The sequence below is a fragment of the Streptomyces sp. NPDC054794 genome (genome assembly GCF_053611585.1).
On record NZ_JBSHAQ010000011.1, the window covers coordinates 176,459 to 191,558 of the forward strand.

Consider the following 15,100-nt stretch of genomic DNA (forward strand, 5'->3'; position numbering starts at 1 on the left):
CCACAATCTACAAAACCCCCCATAAAACTTTACACCCCCACACACGCGGCGGGGGCCCCCTGTTCTGGCCCCCCCCCCCCCCCCGCTGCGGGGGGAAGCACCTGAGCGATCTTTTACGACGGGGGAATCGCGTCAGGCACTGCGGGGGGTGGCCGAAATAGTCCTCAAGTCCGAGTCATCCGGTTCTGCCAGCTGGTGGTCTCGTTGGTCCAGGTTCACAAAGATCATTCCGTACCGGATGGCACATCGCACGGGCTGCGGTGCCCCGCGAGGCTTACGCAGGCACCGGTACGCCCGTACGTCCTCGTCCTCGTCGCGCGTGACGACGACCGGCTCACCGAAGACGGTCACCATCAACGAGTCACCGCTGTGGGGGATGGCGGTGACCAGGTCGATGAAATGCCAGCCCGATCGGTAGGCGGTGGCCATTTCGCGGCGGAAGGAACGGTCGTCGGGTGGAGTGGTCACGTCAGCTCCCGGCTCCGCTTGCCGTCGCGTCGGTGTGCGCGGCCACGGAAGGCCACTCTGTGAACGCCTGAGCGTCACCCTTGGCGCCGAAGACGCCGCTCCCCACCCCCAGGACAACCAGGATGGAAAAGGCGGCACCGAGCGCCGAGCGAAGCAGTCTGTTGCGCATGGTCGGCTTCGTCCTCACTTGAAGGTCCCCTTTTCCCCCGTCAGGTACGACGATGGCTTATTCGGGCACGTGGTGGCCACACAATCGGTGCATCATGTTCCTGCATGTTCAGGACCCTGGGGGGTGGAGATTTGGCAGCGAATCGGGCGAAAGCATCACATCCTCACTCGGTGACCGAGCTGTGCGACGAGGGAAGCCGTCTTTACGCCACAGCTCTGCGCGCCGGGCGCGTCGCCCGCGCGGATGCCGAGACCGCCCCCTGTCTGATGGAATTCGCCCTGCTCCACCCGGATCCCGACGACCCCGACTGGCTGCGCCCGGTGCCACCGGCGGTCGCCCTGGCCCGGCGGCTCAATCCGCTGGAGCGCGAGATCACCGAACGCCGGCAGATGTCGGTCGAACTCTCCCAGATCTTCGAACCGTTCATGACGCTGAGCGCAGAGGCGCACACGACCAGCGACTCCATCACCGTCCTGGAGGGCGGCGAACGGATCAACGCGGCGCTCAACCTCGCCACGGCCCAGTGCCAGACCGAACTCGTCACCGTGCAGCCCTCCGACCGCATCTCGGAGGACAGCCTGCTGCAGGGCCTCGAACGGGACCGGCCGCTGATGGAACGGGGCGTCAAGGTCCGCAGCCTGTATCAGCACACGGCCCGCTACAACCCGGAGAAGCTGGCCATCGCGGCCCGGCTCTCCGACGGCAAGGTCGAGTACCGCACCATCGACGAACTGGTCGAACGCCTGATCATCTGCGACGGCACCGTGGCCTTCATCCCGGCCCGCGACGACCAGAAGATCGCCCTGGAACTGCGCCAACCCGGCCTGGTCCGCTACCTCATGAAGGTCTTCGAGTACCTGTGGGACCGGGCGGTGCCGATGGGCGCCGGCGGGCCGTACGAGGTCGACTCCGACGGCATCACCGAAATCCAGTACTCCATCGCGAAACTGCTGGTGGAGGGCCATGTCGACGAGGCCATCGCCCGCCGGCTCGGGATGAACGTACGGACCTGTCGCGCCCATATCGCCAAGCTGGCCCAGGCGTTGGGCAGCGGCAGCCGCGCCCAGCTCGGCTATCTCATCGCCCAGTCGGGACTCCTGAACCAGGACACGTCGATACCGGGACGGGACGGCGCCCAGTGACCCCCGAGCGGCCGGCTCAGCGCACGCTCGGGGACTCCTGATCGGGAATGCCGACGGGGATCCCGGTGCCGCCGGGCGGCCCGTCCAGCCCCACCTGCGCTATCCGCACGCCCAGTTGGGCACGGCTCGCCGCTCCCAGCGTCTCCGACAGCCGGGCGATGTGGGCCCGGCAGGTGCGCACGCTGATGCCCAGGCGTTCGGCGATCACCGCGTCCTGGTGGCCCTCCGCCAGCAGGGCCGCGATGGACTGCTCGCGGTGCGAGATGCCCTCGATGCCGGTGTCCGGCAGCGAGGCCGTCAGCGGGATCGCCAGCCGCCACAGCCGCTCGAAGACCGTCACCAGGTACTCGACCAGCGCCGGGTGGCGCAGCTCCAGGGCCATCGTGCGGTCGGCGTTGGCCGGGATGAAGGCCACCGTGCGGTCGAACAGGATCAGCCGGTCGATGACCTCGTCGAGCGTCCGGGCCTCCACCGCGTCGCCCATCAGCTCCAGGTAGGTCAGCAGGCCCTGGCCGTGCCGGGCCACGTGCGTGTACAGGTCGCGCATGTGCACGCCCCGCCCGCGCAGCGCCAGCGCCCGGTGCAGGCCCTCGGTCAGCTCGGCCTCCCGCCGGATGCCGCCGGGCTGCACGGTGAGCACCTCGGTGGTGCAGGCCTCGGTCGCCTCGTCCATCGCGGCCTGGATCCGGGACAGCCCGTCCAGGACGCGGATCGCCGTGCCCTCCGCCGACGCCGAGGCCTGCAGTTGCCGGCCCAGCCCCGCGTACCACTCGAAGGCCGCCACCGCCGAACCCACCCGGCGCTGGCTCTCCCTGACCTCGTCGTGGACCCCGCGCAGCAGCCGGGTCATGACCTCCTGCGGCGAGGTCGGCACCAGCCAGTCCATGTCGTCGGGGTCCGGGTGCAGCAGGGCCAGCTCCAGGAGGCAGGGCACCGGCTCGGCATCCGTGCGCGGCACGCGGCCCCGCCGTACGGCCCGGGAGTACACGCGATCCCCGGCCTCGCACAGTCGGTCGGCCCCGTGTGGATGATCCTCCGTCCCGCGCCCGGCCATCGCCCATTCCACCCCCGGTTGCTGCCACTTCCGTGGCGCAACTATGCGCGGACGAATCCGGCTCCGCAACACGGCTCTCCGCGTCGCGACCGCCGGATGGCACCGGTATCTCCCTGTTTCTCCTGGGCTCCTGCCGTCCCGTTGCAACAAGCTGACGGTGGCGAACCGGTGGCCGGAGATGCGTGGTTGCGCCCGGTTCGCCCGGGTGCCCGTCCGCCCCGGCACGACCCCGGTCGGACGCCCCACCTCGGACCTCGGCAGCAGGTGGCCGGAACCGGCCTCTTGACGCGGACCACTTCACACACGTAAGGCGCGGCGCCGCGCCTCCACCCTTCAGGGTGAACACGGGGCACCGCGCCGTATTGACCTCCGCCCGCGCGCACGCGGGCCGAGCGACGAGATCCGGCCCTTTCGGGACGATCACGGCTTTTTCCAGCCGATCACCCCTACTTCGGGCCGGTCGCGGCTACTTCAGGCCGAGCGTCGTGCAGGCCGCCTTGTACTTGGGGGTGCAGATCTCGGAGACCTTGTAGATGCCGTCCGCGAGGACCGTGTCCTTGATGTTGCCCTTCGTCAGGGCGGTCACGGTGACCAGCTGCGCCGGGATGTCCTTGTTGGTGGGGCTGTCGACGCGGTCCTGGGTGAGGGCGTCGAACTGGATGTCCTTGCCCTGCACCTTGGCGACGGCCATCTCGGCGGCGGCCTCGGCCTCGCTCGGGTAGGACTTGTAGACGCTCATGTACTGCTCGCCGGCGATGATCCGCTGCACCCCGTCCAGCTCGGCGTCCTGGCCGGTGATCGGCGGCATGGTGGTGATGCCTGCGGCCTTGAGGGCCTTGATGACGCCGGCCGCCATGCCGTCGTTGGCGGAGTAGACGGCGGCGATGTTCCCCTTGCCGATCTTGTTGATCGCCTCGGTCATTTCGGCCGTGGCGTTCTCCGGCTTCCAGTCCTTGGTGTCGTACGAGCCCGCGATCGTCACCTTGCCGTTCAATTCGGACATGGCGCCCTGCTTGAACTGCTTGGCGTTCGGGTCGGTGAGCGACCCGTTCACCATGACGATCTTGTCCGAGGTGTCGATGTTCGACCCCAGGGCCTCCAGCAGCGAGCGGGCCTGCACCTCGCCCACGAGCTCGTTGTCGAAGGAGATGTACGCGTCGATCGGACCCTCGGCCAGCCGGTCGTAGGCGATGACCGGAATGCCCGCGTCCTTGGCCTTCTTGACCTCGCCCGCCATGGCGTGCGAGTCGACCGCGTCGAGCAGGATGACGTCGACCTTGTCGGCGATCATCTGCTGCATCTGCTGGGCCTGCTTGCCCGCGTCCGCGCCCGCGTTGGCGTACTCGACCCTGCCCAGCTTCCTGGTGAGGGCCGAGACCTTCTCCTTGATGATGGGGTAGTCGAACTTCGCGTACCGCGTGTTCGCCGTCTCCGGCAGCAGCAGACCCACCGTCACGTCGTTGCCCTTGGTCGGGCTCGCCTCACTTGAGTCACCCGTCGCACCGAGCACACCGCAGCCGGCGAGCGAGAGGGTCATCGTGGACGCGGCCACGGTTATGGCGATACGACGCATTCGGGGGCTCACTTCAGGTGCGTTCCGGACGTGGGGCTGCTTTGCGACCCAGATGTCTGAAAAGACAACGCGGCGGCGATACCCGACGTCAAGCCGAACTACTTAACGAGTCCGCAACACCACGCTGCGCTGCACCTGTGAAGAGCTGACGGAATCACCTCCAAACGACCTTTACGGACCCTCCATCCAAGCGAAGTTCATGGGGAGGCAAAGATCCGTACAACCAACACCTTTTCTTGCGAGTCGTGATCACCGGCGGCTCAAGCCGCCGCCACGAACCGATCAGAGGATCGAATGAACCCAGCCAGACCCGCGACGCCCGGTGCCGCCCTCACCGTCGTCCTCGCCACGGCCGGCGGACTGCTCGGCACCACCGTCGCCGCCGCGGCCCCCGCTTCCGCCGCCACCCGGTGCGCCTCGCCCGTCTATATGCGGCAGTTCTTCGCGAACACCACCTTCTCGGGCACTGCGAAGAAGACCGACTGCGACAGCGCGATCGACGAGAACTGGGCCGGTGGCGCGGCCGCCTCCGGCCTGCCGAAGGACAACTTCGGCGTCCGCTGGACCGTGACACGCGACTTCGGGTCCGGCGGCCCCTTCACCCTGAGTACCGCCACCCAGGACGGCGTCCGCGTCTACGTCGACGGCACGCGGAAGATCGACCTCTGGAAGAACGTCTCCACCACCCAGAAGAAGTCGGTCGACATCACCCTGTCCAAGGGCACGCACACCCTCCGCGTCGACTACATCAACCTGACCGGTGCCGCCAACGTCCGCTTCTCCTACGCGCCGCGCACCTCCGCCACCGTCGACAAGGTCAAGCCCCTTGCCCCGACGGGCGCCTCGGCGACGTACGACCCGGCCACCGGCAGGGCGAAGCTCGCCTGGGCGAAGAACAAGGAGATGGACCTCGCCGGGTACCGGGTCTACCGCCGCCTGAAGGGCGCGTCGTTCGGCACCGCTCCCCTCGCGACGACCACCGCCACGTCGTACACGGACAGCACGCTCCCGACGGCCGGCGAGACCTATTACTACGAGGTCCGTGCCTACGACAAGGCCAAAAACGAGTCGACCGGAACCGCGGACCAGCCCGTCACCACCGCCGACCGGGTCGCGCCCGCGGCGCCCACGGTGACGACCGCGACGGGCGAGGTGACCCCCACGGGCGGTACGGGCGGACTGAAGGTCGGCTGGGAGAAGATCCCGGACGCGGTGTCCTACCGCGTCTACCGGGCCGCGAGCGAGAACGGCACGTACACGAAGCTCGGCAGCACCGGCGAGCTCTCCTACCTGGACACCTCGGCCGCCGAGAGCACCGTCTACTACTACCGTGTGTCGGCCGTCGACGCGGCGGGCAACGAGTCCGCCCGGTCCGTCCCGCAGCGCGGCAAGATCTGGGACAACGACCCGCCGGCCCTCGTCAGCGGGCTGACCGTCACCCCGACCGAGTACGGCTTCCAGCTGAACTGGGACAAGAACCCCGCCACGGACCTGCAGTACTACACGGTCCACCGGGGGGAGCTGCTGGAGAACGACGAGGGCGACAAGATCTGCTACGGCACCGCGACGGACTACGTCTCGCCCGACGAGACGTCCTTCGCGTACACCACGCTCCCCGACGGCGGCCAGGCCTGCTTCTTCCTCGACGCCGTGGACGACGACGGCAACTCCGCCATCAAGTGGAACGGCCCGGCCGAGGCCGTGACCGCCACCGAGCTCGACATGACGCCGAGCGTGGCGACCCCCGAGGGCTCGCCGCTGCGGCTGGACGCCACCGGCGCGGAGGGCGACGAGGGCAACCAGCTGGTGTGGTCCGGGCTCGGCGCGGGTGAGGAGGAGTCCGCCAACCCCGCGCAGGCCTTCCGTGTCTACCGCTGGAACCCGGCCACCGCCGCCTACGAGCGGATCGCCGAACTGGGGGCCGGTGCGCACACGTACTTCGACACCGGCGCCAAGCGCGGCTCGGTCTCCTACTACTGGGTGACCGGCGTGCAGGCCGACGGCACGGAGACGACACCGGCCGGCGGCTGGGCGATCAGCGCGCCCGTCAAGTGACACGAAGGGGCCGGGAGGCTGTACGCCTCCCGGCCCCTTCGCTTGTCCTGAGGCGAGGTCAGTCCGCCGACGACTGCTGCCGCTTGGGACGCCACACCACCAGCGCGCTGGTCTGCTGGACCTCCTGGTACGGAACCAGGTCGCGTCGGTAGGAGGCGTGCACGGCGGCCTCCCGCTGCCGCATCGCGGCCGCGGCGCCGTCCAGGGCCGCTTCCATCTCCGCCACGCGGGACTGGAGGGCGGCGACCTGGTTCTCCAGTTCGATGATGCGCTTGATGCCGGCCAGGTTGATGCCCTCGTCCTGCGACAACTGCTGGACGGTGCGCAGCAGTTCGATGTCGCGGGCCGAGTAGCGGCGGCCCCGGCCCGCGGTGCGGTCGGGCGAGACCAGGCCCAGACGGTCGTACTGGCGCAGCGTCTGCGGGTGCAGGCCGGAGAGCTGGGCCGCCACCGAGATGACGTAGACCGGGGTCTCCTCGGTCAGTTCATACGGGTTACGTCGACGGCCTTCCATCACTCTCAGGCTCCCTTCGCGGCCTCGAACAGCTCCGCCCGCGGGTTCTCACCCGCGGTCGCCTCGCGATACGCCTCCAGCGCATCACGAGCCTTCCCCGACAGGTCCTTGGGAACACTCACCTCGACGGTGACCAACAGGTCCCCGCGAGTGCCGTCCTTGCGGACCGCGCCCTTGCCCCGCGCCCGCATGGTGCGGCCGTTGGGCGTGCCCGGAGGCAGCTTCAGGGTGACGGTGGGGCCGCCGAGGGTCGGGACCCGGACCTCGCCGCCGAGAGCGGCCTCGGAGAACGTCACCGGGACGGTCACCGTGAGGTTGTCGCCCTTGCGTCCGAACACCGGGTGCTCGCCCACGTGCACGACCACGTACAGGTCGCCGGCCGGACCGCCCCGCTCGCCGGGCGCGCCCTTGCCGCGCAGCCGGATGCGCTGCCCGTCGGTGACGCCCGCCGGGATGCGCACCTGCATCGTGCGGGACGACTTGGCCCGCCCGCTGCCGTTGCACTCCAGGCAGGGGTGCTCGGCGATCAGGCCGCGGCCCTTGCAGTCGGGGCAGGGGTCGGTCAGCGAGAAGCCGCCGCCCGAACCCCGGGCCACCTGGCCGGTGCCGACGCAGGTCGGGCACACGCGCGGCGTGCCGTTCTTGTCGCCGGTGCCCGAACAGGCCTTGCACGGTGCCTGCGAGGACATCCGCAGCGGGACCGTGGCGCCCTCGATGGCTTCGGTGAAGCTCAGCGTGACCTCGGACTCGATGTCCTGGCCGCGTCTGGGCTGCGTCCGTGTACCGCCGCCGCCACCCCGGTTGAACAGGCCCCCCAGGACGTCACTGAACCCACCGCCGCTGTTGCCGAAGCCGCCTCCGCTCTGGGCGCCGCCTCCGAAGAGGTCCCCCAGGTCGAAGTTGAAGGAGCCGCCGCCCGCGCCCGGCCCCGGGCGGAAGCCGCCGTTGCCGAAGAGGGCGCGAGCCTCGTCGTACTCCTTGCGCTTCTTGGGGTCACCGAGGATGTCGTTCGCCTCGGAGATCTCCTTGAAACGCTCTTCCGCCTTGGCGTTGCCCTTGTTGGCGTCCGGGTGGAACTCGCGGGCGAGCTTCCGGTACGCCTTCTTGATCTCGGCTTCGGTGGCGTCCTTGGGGACGCCGAGGACCTTGTAGTAGTCCTTCTCGATGAAGTCCTTGGTGCTCATCCCCGACGTCCCTCCTTCCTCATCCGTTCAACGTCAGCCCTCGTCCGGGCCACCGTTCTCCTTGTCGTCGGCCGCCGCGGTCTCCTCGGCGCCCTCGGCCTTGACCGACTGCGCCCCGGGCTGGGGTTCGGCCACCGCCACCCGCGCGGGGCGGATGGTGCGCTCGCCGATCCGATACCCGGGCTGCAGAATCGCCACGCACGTCGTCTCGGTGACGTCCGGCGCGTACGAGTGCATCAGGGCCTCGTGGATCGTCGGGTCGAAGGGCTCGCCCTCCTTGCCGAACTGCTGCAGTCCCATCTTCGCCGCGACGGTCTCCAGCGACTCGGCGACGGACTTGAATCCGCCGACGAGCTCGCCGTGTTCCCGGGCGCGGCCGATGTCGTCGAGCACGGGCAGGAGCTCGGTCAGGAGGTTCGCGATGGCGATCTCCCGGACCGCGACCCGGTCGCGCTCGACGCGGCGGCGGTAGTTCTGGTACTCGGCCTGGAGGCGCTGGAGGTCCAGGGTGCGCTCGTTGAGTGCCGTGCGCACCTGGTCCAGCTGGGCCACCAGGCCGGCTGTCCGATTCGCGTCCCCTGCCGGGGCCGCCCCCTCTTCGGAGGCGGCCTTCGGCTCGGCGTCGTCAGGGGTGGCGCCGGAGGGGACGTCGGGCTTCTCCTCGAAGCCCGGGGTCTCCTCCGTCACGCGGCACCGTCCTTGCGCTCGTCGTCGACGATCTCGGCGTCCACGACGTCGTCGTCGGCACGCGGGGCCTCACCGGCGCCGTCGGCGGCGGCCTGCCCGGCCTGGGCGTCGGCGTACATGGCCTGGCCCAGCTTCTGCGAGACGGCCGCGACCTTCTCCGTGGCGGTGCGGATCTCGGCCGTGTCCTCGCCCTTGAGCGTCTCCTTCAGCTCGGCGATCGCGGCCTCGACCTCGGTCTTGATCTCGCCCGGGACCTTGTCCTCGTTGTCCTTGAGGAACTTCTCGGTCTGGTAGACGAGCTGCTCGCCCTGGTTGCGGGTCTCGGCGGCCTCGCGGCGCTTGTGGTCCTCCTCCGCGTAGCGCTCGGCCTCCTCACGCATGCGGTCGACCTCGTCCTTCGGGAGCGAGGAGCCGCCGGTGACGGTCATCTTCTGCTCCTTCCCGGTGCCGAGGTCCTTCGCCGTGACGTGCATGATGCCGTTGGCGTCGATGTCGAAGGCGACCTCGATCTGTGGGACGCCACGCGGCGCCGGCGGCAGACCGGTCAGCTCGAACATGCCGAGCTTCTTGTTGTAGGCCGCGATCTCGCGCTCGCCCTGGTAGACCTGGATCTGCACCGACGGCTGGTTGTCCTCGGCCGTCGTGAAGATCTCCGAACGCTTCGTCGGGATCGTGGTGTTGCGCTCGATCAGCTTGGTCATGATGCCGCCCTTGGTCTCGATACCGAGGGACAGCGGGGTCACGTCGAGGAGCAGGACGTCCTTGACCTCGCCCTTGAGGACACCGGCCTGGAGAGCGGCGCCGATGGCGACGACCTCGTCCGGGTTCACGCCCTTGTTGGCGTCCTTGCCACCGGTCAGCTCCTTGACGAGCTCGGCGACGGCGGGCATACGGGTGGAACCACCGACGAGGACGACGTGGTCGATCTCGGCGAGGGAGATGCCGGCGTCCTTGATGACGTTGTGGAACGGCGTCTTGCAGCGCTCCAGCAGGTCCGCGGTCAGCTGCTGGAACTGAGCGCGGGTCAGCTTCTCGTCCAGGTGCAGCGGGCCCTCGGCGGACGCGGTGATGTAGGGCAGGTTGATCGAGGTCTCGGTGGACGAGGACAGCTCGATCTTCGCCTTCTCGGCAGCCTCGCGCAGACGCTGCAGAGCCATCTTGTCCTTGCCGAGGTCCACACCGTGACCGGCCGCGAACTGCTTGACCAGGTAGTCGACGATGCGCTGGTCCCAGTCGTCACCACCGAGGTGGTTGTCACCGTTGGTGGCCTTGACCTCGACGACACCGTCGCCGATCTCCAGCAGCGAGACGTCGAACGTGCCGCCACCGAGGTCGAAGACCAGGATGATCTGCTCGTCCTTGTCGAGGCCGTAGGCGAGCGCGGCCGCGGTGGGCTCGTTGACGATACGAAGGACGTTCAGACCGGCGATCTCGCCGGCCTCCTTCGTCGCCTGGCGCTCGGAGTCGTTGAAGTAGGCCGGGACGGTGATGACCGCGTCGGTCACCTTCTCGCCCAGGTAGGCCTCGGCGTCGCGCTTCAGCTTCTGCAGGATGAAGGCGGAGATCTGCTGCGGGTTGAAGTCCTTCCCGTCCAACTGGATCTTCCAGTCGGTGCCCATGTGGCGCTTCACGGAACGGATGGTCCGGTCCACGTTGGTGACCGCCTGGCGCTTCGCCACCTCGCCGACCAGCACCTCGCCGTTCTTGGCGAAGGCGACGACGGACGGCGTGGTCCTGGCACCCTCGGCGTTGGTGATGACGGTGGGCTCGCCGCCCTCCAGAACGCTGACGACGGAGTTAGTCGTGCCCAGGTCGATGCCGACCGCACGTGCCATGGTGATTTCCTCCAGCTGACTTGAGTGGAACGGACTCAAGTGTGCACGAGGGTCGCCACTGGGTCAACAGACCTGAGTCGCGTGGACTCAACTCTTATCCGTTCCTTACACGCAACTGGCCTCTGACCTGCGTGGACGCAATCCGGCGGGCGCCGTACACAGGTACCCGAAGGAGAAGCAGGACGACCACAACGGCCCCGCCGGCCACCCAGAACACGGCACTCCCCGCCGCGTACCCGGTGTGCGCGAACACTCCCACGAGGACCGCGGAGAAGGTACCGAGCCCCAGCAGGACGACGACCCCCTGCGGGGTGAGCCCGAGCCGCCGCAGCCGGTGGGCGACATGGTCCGGCCCGGCGCGCAGCAGCGGCCGCCGCGCGAGCCGGCGCGACACGACCACGAGCAGGACGTCGGCGGCGGCCAGGGCGGCCAGCGAGAACAGCACCCCGGCGCCGGAACCGAGGTCGTACCCCGCCCGGGCGAAGACGCCGGAGGAGGCCAGCAGGAAGCCTGTGAACAGCGACCCGCAGGCGCCGAGCCCGGTCCGCGCGGGCGGCCAGTTGTGCATGAGGAAGCCGGTGAGGGCGGCGGCCAGCACGCTGAGCAGCACCGCGAGCCCGTCCATCATCTCGGTGGCGGCGCAGCCCCCGACCCCGAAGGCGGTGATGACGCCGACGGTCCCGACGAGACCGTCGGCGTGATCGAGCCCCTTGAAGGCGAGGGCGACGAAGACGATCCAGCCCACGGCGAGAATCCCGGCCCCGAGACCGGTCTCGTCGTACGGCACGACGCACGCGGCCGCCACCGCCGTACCGGCGACGAGCACCCGTGCCCGCAGCCGCCACAGGTCGGCGACCAGTCCGAGCAGGGCGACCCCGGCGGCCGCGACGAGCAGGTCCGCCACTCCGTCCCCCAGCGGGGCCACGCCCGTCCACTCGCCCACCCCGGCGACGAGACAGGTGGCGAGCACGACGGCGACACCCCCCAGCAGCGGCACGGGCCGCTGGCGCCGCCGGTCGACGACACCGGCCCGCAGGCCGGGCCCGTGGAGCAGCGCGGTGAGCAGGGCGGCGAGCAGGAGGGCGGAGGTGGCGGCGGCGATCCCGTAGAGCACGGATCTAAATTAGGGGTGAATGTAGCAATTTGGTACGAATAACACGATCGGATCTTCATCGACCTTTTGAGGTCACCCTCAGCGACGCAGATCACCGCACGGCTGACTACAGTGCGGCGGAGGATGGGGGTAGTCTCAAACGGACTGCATAAGTTACCGCTTAGTAATGTCGAGGATCCCCTCGAAGAATCCCCCTCGCAGGCCCGAGGAGCCCCGAAATGCAACTCGCCGCGATCATCGTGTCGCTGGTTCTGATCGTGGTTGGTGTGGCCCTGTTCGCCCGCGCCATCCTGCAGATCTTCAACTTCATGCGACTCGGCCAGAGTGTGCCCGCGGGCACCCGCACCGACGAGCCCGTGCAGCGTACCGTCACCGTGGCCCGGGAGTTCCTCGGCCACACCCGGATGAACCGCTGGGGCATCGTCGGCGTGGCGCACTGGTTCGTGGCGGTGGGCTTCTTCACCCTGCTGCTGACGATCGTCAACGCCATCGGCCAGCTGTTCCAGGCCGACTGGCTGCTGCCGATCCTCGGCGACTGGACGCCGTACAACGTCTTCGTCGAGTTCATCGGCACGATGACCGTGCTCGGCATCGCGGTCCTGATCGTCGTCCGCCAGCTGAGCAGGCCGGACAGGCCGGGCCGCAAGTCCCGCTTCGCCGGCTCCAACTTCGGCCAGGCGTACTTCGTCGAGACCGTCATCCTCACCGTCGGCATCTGCATCTTCATGCTGCACGCCCTGGAGGGCGCCCAGCACCACGTCGACGGCTACGAGGCCTCGTTCTTCATCTCGTACCCGGTGGTGTCGTGGCTGGAGGGCATGGACCTCTCCACGCTCCAGAACCTCACCTACTTCTTCGCCGGCCTGAAGATCGCGACCTCCTTCATCTGGATGATCGTGGTCGCCCTGAAGACCGACATGGGTGTGGCCTGGCACCGCTTCCTGGCGTTCCCGAACATCTGGTTCAAGCGCAACGCCAAGGGCGAGACCTCGCTCGGCGCGCTGCTCCCGATGACCTCCGGCGGCAAGCCGATCAACTTCGAGGACCCGGGCGAGGACGACGTCTTCGGCGTCTCCCAGGTCGAGCAGTTCTCCTGGAAGGGCCTCCTCGACTTCTCCACCTGCACCGAGTGCGGCCGCTGCCAGTCGCAGTGTCCCGCCTGGAACACCGGCAAGCCGCTGTCGCCGAAGCTGTTGATCATGTCGCTGCGCGACAACGCCCACGCCAAGGCGCCCTACCTGCTCGCGGGTGGCGGCAAGACCGTCGAGGGCGAGGAGAAGGCGTCCGAGGAGCAGCTGGCCGGTGTGCCCGCCGCGGCCCTGGCCGAGACCGAGCGCCCGCTGATCGGCACCGTCGAGGAGAACGGCGTCATCGACCCGGACGTCCTGTGGTCCTGCACCACCTGCGGCGCCTGCGTCGAGCAGTGCCCCGTCGACATCGAGCACGTCGACCACATCGTCGACATGCGGCGCTACCAGGTGATGATCGAGAGCGCCTTCCCGTCCGAGGCGGGCACGATGCTCAAGAACCTGGAGAAGAAGGGCAACCCCTGGGGCCTGGCGAAGAAGCAGCGCCTGGAGTGGACCAAGGAGGTCGACTTCGAGGTCCCGGTCGTCGGCAAGGACATCGAGGACCTCACCGAGGTCGAGTACCTGTACTGGGTCGGCTGCGCCGGCGCCCTCGAAGACCGCGCCAAGAAGACCACCAAGGCCTTCGCCGAGCTGCTGCACATCGCGGGCGTGAAGTTCGCGATCATGGGCGGCGACGAGAAGTGCACCGGTGACTCCGCCCGCCGCCTGGGCAACGAGCCCCTGTTCCAGGAGCTCGGCATGGAGAACGTCATGGCCCTGAACACGGCGTTCGGCGAGGAGCTGGACGACGACGGCAAGGTCACGGCGGAGTCGCGCAAGCCGAAGTCGGCGAAGAAGATCGTCGCCACCTGCCCGCACTGCCTCAACACGATCGGCAACGAGTACCCGCAGCTCGGCGGCGACTACGAGGTCATCCACCACACCCAGCTGCTGCAGCACCTGGTGGACGAGGGCAAGCTGATCCCGGTGACCCCGGTCGAGGGCATCATCACCTACCACGACCCGTGCTACCTGGGCCGCCACAACAAGATCTACACGCCTCCGCGCGAGATCATCGAGAAGGTCCCGGGCCTCCGCAACGAGGAGATGCACCGCCACAAGGAGCGCGGCTTCTGCTGCGGCGCCGGTGGTGCCCGCATGTGGATGGAGGAGCGGATCGGCAAGCGCATCAACAACGAGCGCGTCGACGAGGCCCTGTCCCTGAACCCCGACATCGTCTCGACGGCCTGCCCGTTCTGCCTGGTCATGCTCACCGACTCGGTCAACGGCAAGAAGAACGAGGGCAAGGCCAAGGAGTCCATCCAGGTGGTGGACGTGGCCCAGCTGCTCCTCGACTCCGTCAAGACACCGGTCGACCCGGCGGGCGAGACGACAACGGAGAACGAACCTGAGCCGGAGCCGGTGAAGTAACCGGCCAGCCATTCGGCATTCGGCCGTTGAGGAACGCGATGGCGCCCCCTGACCTGGATGGTTGGGGGGCGTTGTTGTGTGTGGGGGGTGTTGTCGTGCGGGTGGGGGGCGTTGCCGTGCGGATGGGGGGCGTTGCCGTGTGCGTGGGCTGAGGGCCCCTTCGGGCCGACTGTTGGGCCGCTCGCTTCCTCTCAGTGTCGTGCTTCCGCGGCCCGCCTCAAGGGCGCTCCGCGTCGCCTACGGCGATGGCCCTACGGGCCACCCTTGACCCGGCCCACTCCAGCCCGGCCAAGAAGCGAGCGAGCGGCCCTGAGGAACGGTGGCCCAGCCCGGCGTCGGCCCTTGGGTGAGCTGAGCGGCCACGTGGGTGGAGGGGGCGCGCCAGCGCCTCGCGGGCACGCCGGGCGGGTTAAGCGGCGATCGGCCGGGGGTGGGGGCGCGCCAGCACCTCACATGCACGCCGGGCGGGTTAAGCGGCGATCGGTCGGGGGAGGGGGCGCGCCAGCACCTCACATGCACGCCGGGCGGGTTAAGCGGCGATCGGTCGGGGGAGGGGGCGCGCCAGCACCTCACACGCACGCCGGGTCGGCCAAGCGGCCACCGGCCGGAGGAGGCGGCGCGCCAGCACCCTCACACGCACACCGGGTTGGCTTAGCGGCCAACACTCGGTGGGCGGACGCGCCAGCACCTCACACGCACACCGGGCCAGCCAAGCGGCCACCGGCCGGAGGAGGCGGCGCGCCAGCACCTCACACGCACACCGGGTTGGCTTAGCGGCCATCACTCGGTGGGCGGACGCGCCAC

11 protein-coding genes are annotated in these 15,100 nt (G+C 69.0%); 3 read left to right on the plus strand and 8 right to left on the minus strand.

Features of this window, described 5'->3' with window-relative positions; all coding sequences use genetic code 11:
- Positions 1 to 132: 132 nt before the first annotated feature.
- Positions 133 to 468, minus strand: coding sequence for a hypothetical protein (locus ACWGKT_RS14640; protein WP_453273863.1), 336 nt, complete (start codon positions 466 to 468; stop codon positions 133 to 135).
- A 273-nt stretch (positions 469 to 741) separates the two neighbouring features.
- On the opposite strand from ACWGKT_RS14640, the gene ACWGKT_RS14645 reads away from it, so the two are divergent.
- Entirely contained in the window at positions 742 to 1,779 is a 1,038-nt protein-coding gene (locus tag ACWGKT_RS14645; protein ID WP_356145618.1) for a helix-turn-helix transcriptional regulator, read from the plus strand.
- A gap of 16 nt (positions 1,780 to 1,795) precedes the next feature.
- Here ACWGKT_RS14645 and ACWGKT_RS14650 read toward each other — a convergent pair whose 3' ends face one another.
- Both ACWGKT_RS14650 and ACWGKT_RS14655 read right to left on the minus strand, forming a co-directional pair.
- Complete coding sequence (locus tag ACWGKT_RS14650; protein ID WP_356145615.1) at positions 1,796 to 2,833, minus strand: helix-turn-helix transcriptional regulator; 1,038 nt, start codon at positions 2,831 to 2,833, stop codon at positions 1,796 to 1,798.
- 466 nt (positions 2,834 to 3,299) lie between these two features.
- Complete coding sequence (locus tag ACWGKT_RS14655; RefSeq protein WP_356145612.1) at positions 3,300 to 4,406, minus strand: substrate-binding domain-containing protein; 1,107 nt, start codon at positions 4,404 to 4,406, stop codon at positions 3,300 to 3,302.
- A gap of 294 nt (positions 4,407 to 4,700) precedes the next feature.
- Here ACWGKT_RS14655 and ACWGKT_RS14660 point away from each other — a divergent pair, with 294 nt between their 5' ends.
- A complete protein-coding gene (locus ACWGKT_RS14660; protein WP_453273864.1) occupies positions 4,701 to 6,461 on the plus strand; it encodes a PA14 domain-containing protein in 1,761 nt (586 codons plus the stop codon).
- 58 nt (positions 6,462 to 6,519) lie between these two features.
- Here the strand turns inward: ACWGKT_RS14660 and ACWGKT_RS14665 are convergent, their stop codons facing one another.
- The 5 genes from ACWGKT_RS14665 to ACWGKT_RS14685 all read right to left on the minus strand — a co-directional run bounded on the left by ACWGKT_RS14665 (position 6,520) and on the right by ACWGKT_RS14685 (position 11,795).
- Entirely contained in the window at positions 6,520 to 6,975 is a 456-nt protein-coding gene (locus ACWGKT_RS14665; protein ID WP_356145606.1) for a heat shock protein transcriptional repressor HspR, read from the minus strand.
- 5 nt (positions 6,976 to 6,980) lie between these two features.
- Positions 6,981 to 8,159, minus strand: a complete 1,179-nt coding sequence (gene dnaJ / locus ACWGKT_RS14670; RefSeq protein ID WP_453273865.1) for a molecular chaperone DnaJ — start codon at positions 8,157 to 8,159, stop codon at positions 6,981 to 6,983.
- Positions 8,160 to 8,192: 33 nt separating this feature from the next.
- Positions 8,193 to 8,846: a nucleotide exchange factor GrpE gene (grpE, locus tag ACWGKT_RS14675; protein WP_356145600.1), complete on the minus strand. Its 654-nt coding sequence runs from the start codon at positions 8,844 to 8,846 to the stop codon at positions 8,193 to 8,195.
- The gene (dnaK, locus tag ACWGKT_RS14680; protein ID WP_453273866.1) at positions 8,843 to 10,681 is read right to left on the minus strand and encodes a molecular chaperone DnaK; all 1,839 of its coding nucleotides are present in this window, start codon (positions 10,679 to 10,681) and stop codon (positions 8,843 to 8,845) included. The genes grpE and dnaK overlap by 4 nt, the downstream gene beginning before the upstream one ends.
- 94 nt (positions 10,682 to 10,775) lie before the next feature.
- Positions 10,776 to 11,795, minus strand: coding sequence for an MraY family glycosyltransferase (locus ACWGKT_RS14685; protein WP_356145594.1), 1,020 nt, complete (start codon positions 11,793 to 11,795; stop codon positions 10,776 to 10,778).
- A gap of 218 nt (positions 11,796 to 12,013) precedes the next feature.
- Between ACWGKT_RS14685 and ACWGKT_RS14690 the strand changes: the two genes are divergently transcribed.
- Complete coding sequence (locus ACWGKT_RS14690) at positions 12,014 to 14,296, plus strand: (Fe-S)-binding protein (protein ID WP_453273867.1); 2,283 nt, start codon at positions 12,014 to 12,016, stop codon at positions 14,294 to 14,296.
- Positions 14,297 to 15,100: the final 804 nt, after the last annotated feature.

Coding starts and splice junctions, on each gene's coding strand:
- ACWGKT_RS14660 (WP_453273864.1), top strand. CDS start 4,701: ATGAACCCAGCCAGACCCGCGACGCCCGGTGCCGCCCTCACCGTCGTC.
- ACWGKT_RS14645 (WP_356145618.1), top strand. CDS start 742: ATGTTCAGGACCCTGGGGGGTGGAGATTTGGCAGCGAATCGGGCGAAA.
- ACWGKT_RS14650 (WP_356145615.1), bottom strand. CDS start 2,833: ATGGCCGGGCGCGGGACGGAGGATCATCCACACGGGGCCGACCGACTG.
- dnaK (WP_453273866.1), bottom strand. CDS start 10,681: ATGGCACGTGCGGTCGGCATCGACCTGGGCACGACTAACTCCGTCGTC.
- ACWGKT_RS14690 (WP_453273867.1), top strand. CDS start 12,014: ATGCAACTCGCCGCGATCATCGTGTCGCTGGTTCTGATCGTGGTTGGT.
- dnaJ (WP_453273865.1), bottom strand. CDS start 8,159: ATGAGCACCAAGGACTTCATCGAGAAGGACTACTACAAGGTCCTCGGC.
- ACWGKT_RS14665 (WP_356145606.1), bottom strand. CDS start 6,975: ATGGAAGGCCGTCGACGTAACCCGTATGAACTGACCGAGGAGACCCCG.
- ACWGKT_RS14655 (WP_356145612.1), bottom strand. CDS start 4,406: ATGCGTCGTATCGCCATAACCGTGGCCGCGTCCACGATGACCCTCTCG.